This window comes from Micrococcus lylae (genome assembly GCF_900163825.1).
GTDB classification, from domain to species: domain Bacteria; phylum Actinomycetota; class Actinomycetes; order Actinomycetales; family Micrococcaceae; genus Micrococcus; species Micrococcus lylae.
This window is the reverse complement of the sequence record NZ_FUKP01000073.1, coordinates 1-14,633: the sequence shown is the minus strand read 5'-3', so window position 1 is coordinate 14,633 and position 14,633 is coordinate 1. Positions and strand designations below refer to the sequence as shown.

The 14,633-nt window shown below is 72.3% G+C and carries 14 protein-coding genes, 1 pseudogene and 1 riboswitch; of the genes and pseudogenes, 9 read left to right on the top strand and 6 right to left on the bottom strand.

Translation table 11 applies throughout. The features are described from left to right. Window positions 1-35: 35 nt before the first annotated feature. Window positions 36-1,139: a glutathione S-transferase family protein gene (locus FM125_RS11385; protein ID WP_087134704.1), complete on the bottom strand. Its 1,104-nt coding sequence runs from the start codon at window positions 1,137-1,139 to the stop codon at window positions 36-38. Between the two features lie 12 nt (window positions 1,140-1,151). Between FM125_RS11385 and FM125_RS11380 the strand changes: the two genes are divergently transcribed. The 3 genes from FM125_RS11380 to FM125_RS11370 are packed head-to-tail and all read left to right on the top strand — an operon-like array spanning window position 1,152 to window position 3,840. After that, complete coding sequence (locus FM125_RS11380) at window positions 1,152-1,970, top strand: MBL fold metallo-hydrolase (RefSeq protein ID WP_067189719.1); 819 nt, start codon at window positions 1,152-1,154, stop codon at window positions 1,968-1,970. Between the two features lie 41 nt (window positions 1,971-2,011). Further along, window positions 2,012-3,226: an SDR family NAD(P)-dependent oxidoreductase gene (locus FM125_RS11375; protein WP_087134702.1), complete on the top strand. Its 1,215-nt coding sequence runs from the start codon at window positions 2,012-2,014 to the stop codon at window positions 3,224-3,226. Next, complete coding sequence (locus FM125_RS11370) at window positions 3,223-3,840, top strand: universal stress protein (RefSeq protein WP_087134701.1); 618 nt, start codon at window positions 3,223-3,225, stop codon at window positions 3,838-3,840. The genes FM125_RS11375 and FM125_RS11370 overlap by 4 nt, the downstream gene beginning before the upstream one ends. 165 nt (window positions 3,841-4,005) lie before the next feature. Here the strand turns inward: FM125_RS11370 and FM125_RS11365 are convergent, their stop codons facing one another. After that, entirely contained in the window at window positions 4,006-5,778 is a 1,773-nt protein-coding gene (locus FM125_RS11365; RefSeq protein ID WP_087134700.1) for a mechanosensitive ion channel domain-containing protein, read from the bottom strand. 143 nt (window positions 5,779-5,921) lie between these two features. Between FM125_RS11365 and hisD the strand changes: the two genes are divergently transcribed. Further along, entirely contained in the window at window positions 5,922-7,235 is a 1,314-nt protein-coding gene (gene hisD, locus FM125_RS11360) for a histidinol dehydrogenase (protein WP_087134749.1), read from the top strand. Between the two features lie 3 nt (window positions 7,236-7,238). Then, on the top strand, window positions 7,239-7,601 hold the full coding sequence (locus FM125_RS11355) for an RNA-binding S4 domain-containing protein (RefSeq protein WP_067189711.1): 363 nt from the start codon (window positions 7,239-7,241) through the stop codon (window positions 7,599-7,601). A 7-nt stretch (window positions 7,602-7,608) separates the two neighbouring features. On the opposite strand, the gene FM125_RS11350 is transcribed toward FM125_RS11355, so the two are convergent. From FM125_RS11350 to FM125_RS11335, 4 genes are all read right to left on the bottom strand, one after another. Beyond that, window positions 7,609-8,304 (bottom strand): ABC transporter ATP-binding protein, encoded by a 696-nt coding sequence (locus FM125_RS11350; RefSeq protein WP_067189709.1) that lies wholly within the window; start codon window positions 8,302-8,304, stop codon window positions 7,609-7,611. Then, the gene (locus FM125_RS11345; protein ID WP_245830044.1) at window positions 8,301-11,126 is read right to left on the bottom strand and encodes a hypothetical protein; all 2,826 of its coding nucleotides are present in this window, start codon (window positions 11,124-11,126) and stop codon (window positions 8,301-8,303) included. Before FM125_RS11345 ends, FM125_RS11350 begins: the two co-directional genes overlap by 4 nt. A gap of 107 nt (window positions 11,127-11,233) precedes the next feature. Beyond that, on the bottom strand, window positions 11,234-11,854 hold the full coding sequence (locus tag FM125_RS12365; protein ID WP_245830042.1) for a hypothetical protein: 621 nt from the start codon (window positions 11,852-11,854) through the stop codon (window positions 11,234-11,236). Between the two features lie 86 nt (window positions 11,855-11,940). After that, complete coding sequence (locus FM125_RS11335) at window positions 11,941-12,495, bottom strand: hypothetical protein (RefSeq protein WP_227718866.1); 555 nt, start codon at window positions 12,493-12,495, stop codon at window positions 11,941-11,943. Window positions 12,496-12,769: 274 nt separating this feature from the next. After that, window positions 12,770-12,890: riboswitch (SAM riboswitch) on the top strand. A 67-nt stretch (window positions 12,891-12,957) separates the two neighbouring features. Here FM125_RS11335 and FM125_RS11330 point away from each other — a divergent pair. The 4 genes and pseudogenes from FM125_RS11330 to FM125_RS11320 form a co-directional block, all read left to right on the top strand. After that, window positions 12,958-13,500 (top strand): flavin reductase family protein, encoded by a 543-nt coding sequence (locus FM125_RS11330; protein WP_070640071.1) that lies wholly within the window; start codon window positions 12,958-12,960, stop codon window positions 13,498-13,500. A 137-nt stretch (window positions 13,501-13,637) separates the two neighbouring features. Beyond that, complete coding sequence (locus tag FM125_RS11875; RefSeq protein ID WP_143745348.1) at window positions 13,638-13,820, top strand: hypothetical protein; 183 nt, start codon at window positions 13,638-13,640, stop codon at window positions 13,818-13,820. Continuing rightward, a complete protein-coding gene (locus FM125_RS11325; protein WP_067189701.1) occupies window positions 13,817-14,020 on the top strand; it encodes a cold-shock protein in 204 nt (67 codons plus the stop codon). The genes FM125_RS11875 and FM125_RS11325 overlap by 4 nt, the downstream gene beginning before the upstream one ends. Before the next feature lie 194 nt (window positions 14,021-14,214). After that, a pseudogene (locus tag FM125_RS11320) lies at window positions 14,215-14,633 on the top strand (hypothetical protein); the annotation flags it as partial.

Here is a 14,633-nt window from a genome sequence, read left to right as displayed (position 1 = left end):
AGGCCCTGCGGCTCCGGAGGCGGCCCGGCTACGGCTCAGCGCAGCGGCGTGTGCGCCGGGTCCACCCTCTCGTCCTCGCGCACGGGCCCGGGCGGGGTGCCGTCCCCGAACGGCCGGCCGCCGAGCTCCTCCCGCCGGTGGGCGCTCATCCAGCCGGACAGGTCCGGGCCCTGCGGGATGATGCCGGTGGGGTTGATGTCCTCGTGCACCACGTAGTAGTGCGCCTTGATCTGCGCGAAGTCCACGGTGTCCCCGAAGCCGGGCGTCTGGAACAGGTCCCGCGCATACGCCCACAGCGCAGGCATCTCGACGAGCCGGTTCCGGTTGCACTTGAAGTGGCCGTGGTAGACGGGGTCGAAGCGCACCAGCGTGGTGAACAGGCGCACGTCCGCCTCCGTGATGCGCTCCCCCATCAGGTAGCGACGGCCGCTCAGGCGTTCCTCCAGCCAGTCCATGGCGGTCCAGAGGCGGGCGTAGGCGGAGTCGTAGGCCTCCTGGCTGCCGGCGAACCCGCACCGGTAGACGCCGTTGTTGACCTCGGTGAAGATCCGTTCGATGACCTCGAACATCTCGTCCCGCTCAGGGCCGGCGTCCGGGATCAGCTGCGGGGCGCCCTCGCGGTGGAAGGCGGTCCACTCGGTGGAGAGGTCCAGGGTCAGCTGCGGGTAGTCGTTGGTGACCACGCCGCCGCTGGGCACGTCCACCATGGCCGGGACGGTGATGCCGCGCGGGTAGTCCGGGAACCGGGCGAGGTAGTTCTCCTGCAGCCGCTGCGTGCCGAGCACCGGGTCCCGGCCGTCCGGGTCCAGGTCGAAGGTCCAGGAGCGGGCGTCGTGCGTGGGCCCGGGCAGGCCGAGGGAGACGGCGTCCTCCAGTCCCAGCAGCCGGCGCACGATGATCGCCCGGTTCGCCCACGGGCACGCCCGCGCGGCCACCAGCCGGTAGCGTCCGGGCTCCACGGGCCAGGCCTGGGCGCCCTCACGCAGCCCGGCGCCGATCTGCCCCACCTTCGTGGGCGGCAGCGCCGGGGCGCGGCGGGCGGCGTCCACGTCCGCCACGATCCTGTCCTCGATGTACTGCGTGTCCCGGGTGAACTCCCGGCCGCCGGTCACGTACGCGCCACGGGTGCTGTGTTCCATAGAATCCACCCTATGCCTGCACGCCACACCGTCCCCGGACCGAACCCGGCCCCCTTCGTCCAGTGCGTCACCGCGGACAACCCGTCGGACATGACCCTGTCCGGCACGAACACCTACCTGATCGGCGCCCCGTGCTCCGAGACGGTCGTGGTGGTGGACCCGGGCCCGGCCTTCACCGCCGAGGAGCACGTGCGCAACGTCCTCGAGGCCGCGGACGGCCGCCGGGTGGAGCTGATCCTCGCCACCCATCGGCACGAGGACCACACCGGCGCGATCGACGTGTTCCACGAGGTCACCGGAGCGCCGGTGCGCGCGCATCTGGAGGAGCACTGCCGCGGCGGCGGGCACCCGCTCGAGGACGGGGACCGGATCGTCAAGGCGGACACCGTGATCGAGGCGATGCACACGCCGGGCCACACCTCCGACTCCTTCTGCTTCATGGTCCCCTCCGCCGGCCCGGACGGTTCGGTCCTCACCGGGGACACCATCCTCGGCGTCGGCACCACCATGCTCGACTTCCCGGACGGCACCCTCGCCGACTATCTGGCCTCCCTGGAGCGCCTCCGCGAGCTCGGCGACACCTCCGTCCTGCCCGCCCACGGCCCGGTCCTGCCGTCCGTGGCGCAGATCGCCCAGGAGTACACGGACCACCGCATGGAGCGGGTGGCGCAGGTCCGCGAGGCCCTCGCACAGCTGCCCGAGGACCAGGCCGCGCAGGCCACCCCGGAGCAGCTCGCCGACCGCATCTATCCCGGCCTGGACGGGAAGGTGAAGCAGGTGGCCGCGCTGGTCACGGCCGCCACCCTGGACTACGTCCGCGCCACCGCCTGAGCGCACGGTCCCGGGCCCCCGGCTCGCCCTAGACTGGAGGCATGGCCTCCTCTTCCCCACGCCGTCGCCGTGCGCCGGGGCGCGCCGCGGACCTTCCCGACGGCGGCTCCCTCACCTCCTCCTCCCCCTCGCCCACGCCTGGCCTCGCCGAGGGCGGGGACCCCGGGGACGCCACGGACCTGACGCCTGAGGAGCAGGCGTCCAAGAAGGCCGCTGAGAAGCAGGCACGCCGCGAGTCCCGGGCCGCCCTGAAGCAGGACGCCAAGGACGCCCGCCTGGCCAAGCGCACCGCCAAGGCCGAACGCCGGCTGGCGCGCGCACAGAAGAAACAGGCCCAGCGCGTCGCCCGCCGCGTCCGACCGATCGGCGAGGTGCCGACGGAGGACTCCCCTGTGACGGACCTGCCCGGCGGCGTTCCGACCATGCGGTACCTCGTCACCGGAGCCACCTCCGGCATCGGTGAGGAGATCGCCCGCCAGCTGGCGGCGCAGGGTCACCGGCTCGTGGTGGTGGGCAGGGACGCAGACCGCCTGGAACGGACCGCCCGGTCCCTGCGCGCCGCCTACCGCGTGCCGGTGGAGGCCCTGCAGGCCGACCTGCTCACCGAGGCCGGCCTGGACGCCGTCGCCGAACGCCTGGAGTCCCCGGCCGAGCCCATCACCGGACTGGTGCACTCTGCCGGGACCGGCGTGGGCCCGGAGGTCCACGAGACCACCCGCCGTCAGGAGTTCGACCAGGCCTTCCTCCACGTCCAGGCCCCGCTGGCCCTGTCCCAGGCGGCGCTGCGCGCGTTCCTGGCGCGCGGCGGCGGACGCATCCTGCTGGTGGCCTCGGTGGCCGGCCTCATCCCGGACGGCACCTACGGGGCCGCGAAGTCCTGGGCCGTGGCCTTCGCCCGCTGGGCGAACATCCGCTACCGCTCCGAGGGTGTGCACGTCACCGCCCTCTGCCCCGGACCGGTGTACACCGGCTTCCACGAGCGCGCCGGCATCGACGCCGCCTCCTACCCGTCCTGGGCCTGGATGCCCGTGGACGAGGTCGCCCGCGAGGGTCTGGCCGCCCTGGCCCAGGGGCAGTCCACCTGCGTGCCGTCCCGCCGCTTCCGTTCCCTGATCCAGGCCGCGAAGATGGCCCCGGACACGCTGGTCGAGCGTTTCTCCCGCCACCGGGTGGCCGCGGAGGTCTCCGCAGCCACCCGCTCCACCTCCGATCCCGACTCCGACTCCGACTCCGACTCCGAGAGGACCGAAGCATGACCATCCTGGTGGGCTATGCCCCGCGCGCGGAGTCCCGCGCCGCACTGAACAAGGCGATCGACATCGCCCGCACGACCGGCGAGCGCATTGTGGTCGTCAACGCCGGCCCCGGCGGCGAGCACCGCTCGTCGAACCTGCTCAACGAGGCCCAGCAGCGTGATCTGCAGCAGGTCCTGGACGGCTGCGGCGTGGACGCCGAGTTCCGCCAGTACGCCCGCGGCCGCTCCACCGCTGCGGAGATGAAGGAGGTCGCCGCCGAGCTCGAGCCGTCGATCGTGGTGATCGGCCTGCGCCGCCGCGGCGCCGTGGGCCGGTTCATGATGGGCTCGGTCTCGGACGAGCTGCTCCGCGAGCTGGACCAGCCGGTGCTGTGCGTGAAGCAGTACGCAGACCACACGCCGGACGCCGTCTCCTCCAAGGCGGACACCGTCCCGGTCTCCGGCTCTCGCCGCGCCCGGGCCGTGGAGCAGCACCCTGTGGAGCGCGAGGACGCTGCCGGGCACCAGGACGCCGTCGGGCAGGACATGGCTGAGCCGCCTCACGCCCTCGGGTCCGAGCCGGTGGGCGAGCCCGAGCCGGTGGCCGAGGAGCTCCCCCGCCCCGAGGACCGCTGAGACACAGCTCCCCCTACCGTTTCGGGGATACAACACGGTGTTGAGATCGCGGAATGTGACCGTGTCTTATCCCCAAGACGCGCGGTCTTACCCCAGGACGCGCGGTAATACCCCCAAGACGCACGGGGCAGGGTGGGGTGATGCGTCGGCGCGTCCGGCCTGCGCTCAGTCGTCGGCCTCGGGCTTGGCGCGCTGCACGCCCTCGTCGTCCCGTCCGGCCTCCTCACGCCCGGCGCTGCGGCGCTCCTCCTTACGCCCGGCCTCCTCACGCCCGGCACTGCGGCGCTCCTGTTCCCGCTCAGCGCCGCGGCTCTCCTCCTCACGCTCGGTGCGGACCTTGGCCTTGCGCTCGGCGTAGGCGTCCTCGCCGGGGCCGGCGAACTCGCGGTTGCGCTCCACCGCGGTGATGGAGCCGGTGTACATGGAGGTGTCCTCGCCCACGCGGGCCAGCGGTGCGGTCGGTTGCGCGCCGGTCTGCGGGCGCCTGTCCCCGTCCACGCGCGGCAGGCGCGCCGTCGGCGAGTGGGACCCCTCACGGTCGGCCGGTGCCGCCGCGTCGTCGCCTCCGGCGTCCTTCGCACCGGCCTTCCTCTGCCCGGCGCCCTTCTCGGCCCCGCCGGCCTCCTCTGCGCCGGTGCCGGCCCTGCCTGCGCCTCCCCGCTCCTCGGAAGCAGGCGAGCCACCCTCCGGAGCCGCTCCGGACGAGGCCGGAGCCGACCCCGCACACGAGGGGAGGCCCGAAGCGGAGGCGGTGCCGCCGTCGTCGGTCAGACCGCCCGGGCGGAGCGGGGTCTCGAGCACACTGAGGCGCTGGGCGTGGATGGCCTCCGGGTGGTCGTGGCGGATGAAGTTCACCAGGTCCTCGCGGACCAGGCAGCGCAGGTCCCAGAGGTCGCCGGAGGTGCGGGCGGAGACCACGGCGCGGATGCGGACCATGCCGCCGAGGGCATCCGTGACCTGCATGGAGGCCTCGCGGCCGTCCCAGAGGTCGGTGGAGGAGAGCAGCTCCTTGAGGCGCTCGCGCAGGTCCTCCATGGGCACCCGCCAGTCCACGTCCATCTCCACGGTGCCGGAGACGGCCGAGCCCACGCGGGTCCAGTTCTCGAACGGCTGGGTGGTGAACTGGCTGGAGGGATAGACCATGCGGCGGCCGTCCCAGAGCTTGAGGACCACGTTGGACAGGGTGATGTCCTCCACGGTGCCGAAGGTGGTGTCCATGGTGACCACGTCCCCCACGCGCACCGAGTCGGTGAAGGCCAGCTGCACGCCGGCGAACACGTTTGTCAGGGTGGACTGCACCGCCAGGGCTGCGATCACGGAGATGAGGCCGGCCGAGGCTAGCAGGCCGGCGCCGAGCGAGCGGACCGCCGGGATGGTCAGCAGGACGACGGCCACGGCCACCACCACGATCACCGCCTGCAGGATGCGGCGGATCAGCACGGTCTGGGTGCGGACCTTGCGCTCGCGGCGGTCGTTGACACCGGCCTCGCGGTAGCGGTCCAGGACCTGCTCCTCCACCACGTTCACCGCGCGGACGGCGGCCCAGGCCAGGCAGCCGACGAAGGCGGCGAGCAGCAGGAAGGACACGAAGGGGAACCACGCCGCCTCCCGTGCCGGGGCCTTCGCCATGGTCACCAGGGCCACGCGGGACATGCTGAAGCCGAGCGCCAGCCCCAGCGGGTGCCGCAGCCGGCGCAGACGCCCCGCCAGCGCCCGCCTCTTGAACAGCACGGCCTGGACCACCAGGAAGCCGAGGAAGACGAGCGCCCAGCCGAGCACGAAGGCCCCGCACACACCGAGCAGCGTGGCCAGCTCCAGCCCGAGGACGCGGACGGTGGCGTCGGCACCCTGCTGCACCTCCTCCGGCACGCCGTCCTGCTGTGTCGCGGAGAACAGGCCGGAGAGGAACAGGGGCATCGGCGCGGCGGCTACAGGCATGTCACCAGTCTGACACCTGGCCCCGGACGGTTCACGGGAGAGCGCAGAATGGAGGCTGGACACCGGTGGCCGGCACCGCGGGGAGCGAGGGCTTCCAGCCGATCGGCCAGCCGGACGAGACAGACCAGCCTGGAGGTTCACCGATGCTCTCCGTCACCGACCTGCGCGACGCCGCCGCAGACACTGATCTGGACGCCGTGGTGCCCCGCGCCGAGGTGGACGTGTCCTCGACCGTCTCCGCGGTCCTGCCGATCATCGAGCAGGTCCGCGCCGGCGGAGCCTCGGCCGTGCTGGAGCTCGGCGAGCGCTTCGACGGCGTGCGTGCCCCAGCCCTGCGCGTGCCGGCCGAGGCGATCGAGCAGGCCCTCCAGACACTGGCCCCGGAGGTCCGCGCCGCACTGGAGGAGTCCATCCGCCGTGCCCGGAAGGTCCACGCCGCGCAGGTTCCCTCTGGCACGGAGGTCGAGCTGGCCGACGGCGCGATCGTGGAGAACCGCTGGGTGCCGGTGGACCGCGTGGGGCTCTACGTGCCCGGAGGCCGGGCCGTCTACCCGTCGTCGGTGGTGATGAACGTGGTGCCGGCCCAGGCCGCCGGTGTGCAGGGCCTGGCCGTGGCCTCGCCGCCGCAGCGCGAGCACGGCGGCCTGCCGCACCCCACCGTCCTGGCCGCCTGCGCCCTGCTGGGCGTGGACGAGGTCTACGCCGCCGGCGGGGCCCAGGCCGTCGCGATGCTCGCCCTGGGTGTGAAGGACGACGACGGCACGCAGGTCTGCGCGCCCGTCGCCATGGTCACGGGTCCGGGCAACGTCTATGTGGCCGCGGCCAAGCGTGCGCTGCTGGGCAGGATCGGCGTGGATGCCGAGGCCGGCCCGTCCGAGATCGCGGTGATCGCCGACGGCACGGCGCAGGCCGCCTGGGTGGCCGCGGACCTGATCAGCCAGTCCGAGCATGACCCGCTGGCCGCCTCGGTGCTCATCACGGACTCCGAGGAGCTCGTCCGGGACGTGCTGGCGGAGGTGGAGCGCCAGGCCCCGCGGCTGCCGCTGGCCGAGCAGATCCGCACCGCCCTGACCGGCCCGCAGTCCGGCGTCCTGCTGGTGCGGGACATGGACCATGCGGTGCAGGTGGCGGACGCCTACGCCGCCGAGCACCTGGAGGTGCACACCCGCAACCCGGAACAGGTGGCCCGCCGGGTCACCCATGCCGGCGCGATCTTCGTGGGCCCGCACGCCCCGGTGCCGCTGGGCGACTACTCCGCCGGGTCCAACCACGTGCTGCCGACCTCCGGCACCGCTCGTTTCTCCTCCGGTCTGAACACCGTGACGTTCCTGCGTCTGCAGCAGCTCATCCGCTACGACGCGCAGGGCCTGGAGGAGCTGATCGACGGTGTCAGCGCCCTGGCCCATGACGAGGGCCTGGAGGGCCACGGCGCCGCCATGCGGATCCGCCGGAGCTGACCGGTGAGCGCCGTCCGTCTGGACGCCTGGCTGTGGGCGGTCCGCATGTACAAGACCCGCTCGGCCGCCACCGCTGCGGTGCGGGGCGGACACGTGCGCGTCAATGGGGAGCCCGTCAAGGCGGCGCACACCCTGGCGGTCGGGGACACGGTGCGCCTGCGCAAAGACCACCGCGAGCGCATCCTGCAGGTCACCGGGCTGATCTCCAAGCGCGTGGGCGCCCCGGTGGCGCAGCGGCAGTACATCGACCACTCGCCACCGCCGATCCCCCGCGAGCTGCTCGCCGTGCCCGTGCGCGAGCGCGGCGCCGGGCGGCCCACCAAGAAGGAGCGCCGCGAGATCGACCGGCTGCGGGGCCGGCGCTGAGGGCGAGTCAGTCCTCACCGACCCGGACGGCCCGGTCCACCGTAGCGTGGACGAGCGGGTCGTGGCTGGCCACGAGGATCGCGGACCCAGCCTGCGCGTGCTCGCGCAGCAGGGCGATGACCTCGCGGGCCGTGGTGGCGTCGAGGTGCCCGGTGGGTTCATCGGCCACGACCAGGTGCGGGTGCTTGGCCAGTGCCCGAACGATCGCCACCCGCTGGGCTTCGCCGCCGGAGAGCCGGGAGGCGGGTGCGCCGAGCCGGTGCCCCAGGCCAAGGCGTTCCAGCTGGGTCCGGACCGTGTCCAGTGCGTCCCGGGGCGAGCCGGCGACAGGCCCGCCGTGGACCCAGATGGCCGCGTTGTCCAGCGCGGACAACTCCCCGATCAGCTCGCAGGACTGGTCCACGTACCCCAGGTGTTCACGCCGGTACCGTGCCAGGGCCTCCGCGGCGAACCCGCCGAGGTCCCCGTCCAGCCCGCCGTCGGGACTGCGGTAGCGGATCCGGCCCGCCAACGGGATCGTCAGCCCGGCAAGATGGCGGATGAGGGAGGACTTCCCGGTGCCCGAACGCCCCCACAGCCCCACGATCTCCCCGGGGTGGAGCGAGAGATCCAACCCCTCGATGAGCACGCGGGTGCCGCCGTCCGGACTGCGGTACCCGACCTGCACGCGGTCGAGGGTGAGAACGGGCGCGATCGCGGTCATGCGGGCTGCCCCTTCCAGGCACGGGCGAGCTGGGCTCGCCGGGTGAACAGGGTGATCAGGAGGGTGAGGAGCAGTCCGAGACCGGCCGCTCCCACCACCGGCGGCAGGTCCACCGCCGGGGTGAGCAGAACCAGCACGAGCCCTGCCACCAGGCCTGCCACGGCCGCCTCGACGGCCAGAGTGGGCAGGTGCCTGACCATCAGCTTGGCCCGGGACCAGCCCGCCAGCAGCAGCACGATAGCCTCAGCACGGACGGTGTCCCCCTCCACGCGATGCAGCTGCACCAGCAGGATCATCCCCACGACGGCGGCCAGCGCCCCCAACGCCAGCCGGAACGGCAGGTCCTGCGCCACGGCGGCCCCGGCCAGCAGGGAGGTGCCAGCCTCGCGGCGGGCCTGCAGGACGACGGCGACCAGCAGCCCCGCCCCCACCGCGACGGCCGCCCGGTAGGCGGCGCCGGTGAGCAGGCGCGGCCATGTGCGGGCTGTCCACCGGGTCAGCAGCGCGGCTGCCGTGCGGGCCGGCCGGGCCGGACCCGTCGACCGGGTGGCGTGCTCCCGGGTGTCGGCGGTCGTGGGACGGGCGGCGGTCACCGCCGTGGTCACGATGGCGGCGGCGAGCACCGCCGTCGCCCCGAGGCCCACGGCCACCAGCGGGGGTTCGACCCCGATGCGTGCGGTCGTGGCCCCGGCCGCGGTGAGCGCGGCGAGGGTGAGGGCGAGCACCATGAGCGTAGGAGCATCCTCCTTCAGGTGGCGTCTCACCGTGGCCCCGCGCGTCCAGCCCTGGAGAGCCAGCACACCGGCCCGACGGCGTCGCGGCCGGGCCGCCGCCAGGATGCACAGGCCTGCCAGGCCGGTCAGCAGCGCGGTCACCGTCATGGCCTGCGCGGTCCCCGCGGACCCGACCGCCGCCGAGACCCGCTGGGAGGCGGCCAGCTCCGGGCCGAGCTGGCGCACGGTGCCCAGCGGGCCGGTGTGGGCTTCGCCGTCGGTGGAGTCGAACCGGTAGGACACCACCTGGAATTGCCGGGGCGAGAGGCTGGAGGCGGCCACGGTGGTCACCGCGAATCCGGCGTCCTTCAGCTGCTGGGCCACTGCGTCGATCGTGGCGAGGTTCTCCGGTGTGAGGTCCTCCCCCACATCGGCCACCCGGACCCGCACGGTGCTGAAGGGCCGTTCCAGCCCGAGGGTGGCGGCCGAGGCCGCGTCGACATAGGCGGCGGGCATCTGGTTGGCCAGGCCGAAGCCGGTGGAGGCAGGCTGCAGACGCACCTCGCGCGGGGTGCCGTCCGGGTCCGCGACGAGGGTCGTGGGCAGCTCCACATCCGTGAGCAGCGGGGCGATCCCCGCCAGGTCCGTGTCCGGTTCGGGGACGAGGGTGCCCACGCTGACCAGCAGCGGGGCGTCGCCCGTGCCGAAGCGACGCCCGTCGTCGGTGGCCGCGTAGTAGGCGGACTCGCGGGACGTGGACGCCGGCAGGGCCCGGGCGACGGCGACCTCGGGCCGGCCGGGGAGCGTCCCAGAGGCGGTCTCCACGCCGGCGGCCTCGGCCAGGTTCCCGTCCGCCGTCGTCGGCCGGGTGAGGGTGCGCGTCTCCTGTACCAGAGACAGACGAGGTGAGTCATAGCTCAGGACCGGGTCCTGGCCCGTGGTCAGCCCGGGCACGGGGATGACGGTGACCCCGAGGCCGAGGCCGCCGAACCGCCCCGAGACGTCGGAGGTGGAGACGTCCTCCTGCGTCGCCAGACCGCCCGTGGGCAGCTCCCAGGTGGGCAGGCCGAGCATGCCGCGCGGACCGGTGGGGTCCCGTGGGTCCACCGGAGCCTGCTCGATGCGCAGGCGGGTGGCCGGTTCGCGGTAGGGCTTGGCGCGCACCTCCAGGGACAAGGGCGCCGAGCCGACGCTCGTGGCGAGCACGGGGACCGCGCTCAGGGACTCCGCGGAGCGACCGGTGGTGTCCGCGAGGATCTGCAGGTGGGCGGGGAGCCGGTCCTTCGCCTCGACGAGCGCACGTGCCTCCTCGGTTGCTGCGCCCGAGAGACGGTCGACCACTGCGGAGAGCGACCCGGCAGGCGAGGACTGGGCGAGCACACGGAACGCGTCCGCGGCGGCCGTGTTGCCGCCGAGGTCCAGCAACGTCGCCTCCGCCGCGGCGTCCACCACCACCATCCGGTTGCCCTGCGGGTCGGGTTCCGCCCACGGGGCGGCCCAGTAGGTGCCGGCGGGGACCTCACGCTGCGCAGGCTCGGGTGTGCGTCCGCGGGGTCCGAGGGCGAGCGTGGGGAGTTCGACGTCCGTGCAGGGGCCGGGCTCAGGAGGAGCTGGATCGCAGACAGCCTGGTCCTCCAGCAGCGGCCGGGCGTCCTCGATCGGGCCATCGTCGGAGAAATAACCGATGAGCGTGGTGTCCATACCGAGCACGGGACGGCGGCCGAGGCCGTCGTCGGTGTGGACACGGGCCTCCAGGTCGAACGCGCGGGGACCCTCCACGCTGCCGTCCGCCGGGTACCCGATCATCACGGCATCCTGGTTGGCCACGCTGCGCACGCCGAGGTCGCCGAGCGGGGCGGCGACCTCGACGCCGGACACCGCGCGGATGCGGTCGAGGTCGGCGGTGCTGAGGCGGTCGGCCGAGCTCGTCCACGCGGCCGTGTCCAGCGGAGCGGAGAGCGCTTCAGAGCTCGGGGCGGCACCGGGGGCGGAGACGACGAGGTCGTAGGTACCGCGCCAGCTGCGATCGACAAGGTCCCGGAGCCGCTGTGTGGCCTGCGCCTGGACGGTGAGGCCCACGACAAGTGTCAGGGCAAGGGCACCGGCCACCAGCCGGAGCATGCGAACGCTCGGCAGAGCCGGCCAGGCGGGAGCGGTGCGGCGAGACGCTTCTCCCGGGGATTCACGTCCCGCCGCGCCCCTTCTCCGAGGCTGCGTCATTCGGAGAGTGCAGTCAGGACGACCCGGAACGGGGAATCGTTGTCCACCGTGACCGTGAAGGTCATGGGTCCGGCCTCTGGCACGGGAGCCGTCGCCGCAGACCAGTCACCGCACGCACCCTCCGAGCCGGCCATCCACGTCTTCTCGTCCTCGCCTTCCCGAGAGGTGTGAATATCCGTCTTACCCGTCGCGTCCGAGGGGCAGAGCAGGATGACCCGCAGAACCGCACCCTTCTGTGCATCCACGGTGATCTCCTGCGAACCGGTCCCGACCGCTTCCTCGAGCACAGACTCCGTCGCCGGGTCGAGGTAGCCGGCATCCGGATGCTGGCGTGAGTACTCGACCAACGTCATCCCGTCCTCCTCGAAGAGAGCGGCCGGAAGCGCCTCCTCAGCGTCCGAGCCTGACGAGCCCGCGCCGGAAGCGGCCGTGGACTCCGCAGAAGATGCGGACGCGTGTGCCGGGTCACTCGATGACGCTGCAACACTGGATTCCCCCGAACTGGACGTCTTGTTGTCCGAGGCGGAGGAGCATCCTGTCATGGCTGTACCGAAGAGAATCGCCGCGACGATAACCGAGGCGCAACGAGTAGATCGCAGGAGGGGGAAGGAGGACATGATTGACCTTCTTGTCATGAGTGAACGAAACGGGAGTGCTCTGGCGCCGAACCTTTCGAGTTCGACGCCGGAGCACTTCCCCTGGGTCAGAGACGGTAGTGCTGAAAGTGGAACTGCTGCCATGGAGTGGTGAACGACCCGCTACGCACGGTCACTACCTTGCAGTTCCTGGTCAGCATCTGGCGCTTCCAAGTTCCCTTAGCCCGCTTGGCACCAATCACGAGCTTGCCACCGTTCTTATAGCTAGCCGGCACCTTCCACGCTCCACTGATCGTATTGGTGGAGGAATAGGTGACACCCACTCGGGTGCCTACCTTGGCCGAAACACCCGCGAGGATTGCACGAACATCACCTGACACCTCGCCCGTAATGTCCCCGCTGACGGCAAACGTTCGTCCAGTCGCGATGGAGAGGGTCACGCCGGGCGCCCCAGACACAGAGGAATAAGCCGAATGGGACTTCTTGAAGGTATTCGAGGTCACATTGACAGTCGTCCAACTCTCCTCTGCACAGTCGGCGTTCGGCGAGATGACACCCCCCTCCGGGGATGAGGTCACCGCCCCCGCTCCCGGGGCTGCCGTCAGCGCAGCTGCCACAACGACCCCTGCCGATACCGCCGACAGCTTCTTCTTGATGTCCATCCACATGATCCGACCCCTTTCAGGTGAACCGGCCGTGGGGCCGCGGGTTGCGGTCTCGAGCTCCCCCCCTCTCTCGAGTAGCGTCATCCTGACCCAGCCGCCCTAGATGTGTCAAGCATCACATTCTGGCAGTGCTCCGCCGAGACTACGGCGCAGGAAAACCGTCGTTTCGCCGCTGCTCGGCACGGCGACGGCATCGGTGTGACCTCGCGTGTCGTTCACAGGGTCGACACCTTTGACGCCCCGGCGTGCCCGCTCCTACCGTGGAGCCCAGAATCACGAGTTCCCGCCATTCACGGCCCTGGCCGGCGGGACGGCAACCCTCTCAACGCTGCAGTGGGGTGCTCCAGGTGAGGATTCGGCCCTCCGGCACCCCGGTTGGGCAAGTACAGCGTCTCTGCGGACACGTCGGTCCGCCCGCCTGCACCGCAGGGCCGCGTCCGTTCCGAAGGGATCCGACGCATGACCACCACCGCACTGCTCTCCCCCGCCACCGCCGCGCATCCGCGGTGGGACGAGGACATCACACCCCTGAACCTGCGCCGAGGACTCGGCGCGTTCCCCACCGGCGCGGTGGCCGTCACCGGCCGGTCGGACGGTGTGGACGAGGTGATGGTGTCCTCCTCCTTCGCCGTGGGGATCTCCTGGGAGCCTGCGCTGGTGTCCTTCTCCGCGCAGAAGTCCTCCCGCACGTGGACGCGTCTGCGGAACGCGGACACCCTCGGCGTCTCCCTGCTCGCCGAGGAGCAGCACCACTTGTGCCGTCAGCTGGCCTCCCGCACCGGAGACCGCCTCGCCGGGCTGGAGCTGCACCGCACGGGCCGGGGCACCCCGTTGCTCGAGGGCTCCTCGCTGTGGTTGGAGACCCGCCTGCACGCCGAGGTGGACGCCGGCGACCACACAGTGGTCCTGATGGAGGTCCTGGGCTTCGCCGACCACACGGACGTCCACGCCCCGGCAGCCCTGCACCACAACGCCTTCACCGGGTTGCGCCCGCTCGCCTGATCCGCCCGGCTCGCCTCCGCCCGCCGGCGGCGGGAGGCACGACGACGGCCGCCCCGCGTCATCCGCCTGTCCCCTCCCTGCGACAGGGCCGGGAGGACAGCGGCCGGTGTACCGCCGTCGTCGGGAAACGTGAGACGATGGGCAAGAAGCAGTTCTCCCTGTTTACCCGTCTTCTTGCAGTACCCGGGCCTGACGGCCAGGGGGCGTTGGTCTTCGCGGTGCAGTGTCACCGCTTCACCCGTGCCGCGACCCCGCTGCACGGCACCGACGCCGACAGCCTGCGCACCGCAGGCGGGCACAGCGAAAGGACACCCCCATGACCGTGGGCACCGTCAAGTGGTTCAACACCGAGAAGGGCTTCGGCTTCATCGCTCCGGAGGACGGCTCCGCCGACGTCTTCGTGCACTACTCCGCCATCCAGGCGCAGGGCTTCAAGGAGCTCCAGGAGAACGACCGCGTGGAGTTCGAGACCGTCCAGGGCGACAAGGGCCTGCAGGCCGCCAACGTCACCCGCCTCTGAGTCCGTGACACCCCGCCCGGCGGGGCGCTGACCTGGGCATGAGACCACGCCCAGGGCATGGACACAGGAGTGTCACAAGGGCCGGTGAGCCGCTAGAATCGTCTTTGCAGGCGTTCGACATGCGGCCGACCGGCCCTCGTGCATCCAGACCTGACTGCACCGGCACCGGCCATGAGCCCGGAGGGGACCCACTGATGACCGCACGCAGCACCACCGGCTCCGCACACGCGCGCGCCCTCGGCGTGACCGGCGTGCTGCTCTCTGCCGCCGTGCTCGCCGGCCCGGCCCACGCTGTGGAGACCGCCGAGCCGACCCCCGCGCCGTGGTCGAGTGCGGAGACCACCACCCCGGAGCCGACCGAGGAGCCGACCGCTTCCCCCACGGAGGAACCGACGCCGTCCGAGGATCCGTCGCAGAGCCCGTCGGGCGATCCGACCGAGCCCGCTGGGGACCCCACCGCGGACCCGACGCCGAGCCCGTCCGACGACCCGTCCGAGGAACCCACGCCGTCACAGGAGCCGTATGCCTCGCCGTCGGGCACCCCGACCGAGCCCACTGAGGACCCCACCCCCTCCGAGGACCCGACGCCGTCCGAGGACCCCACCGAAGACCC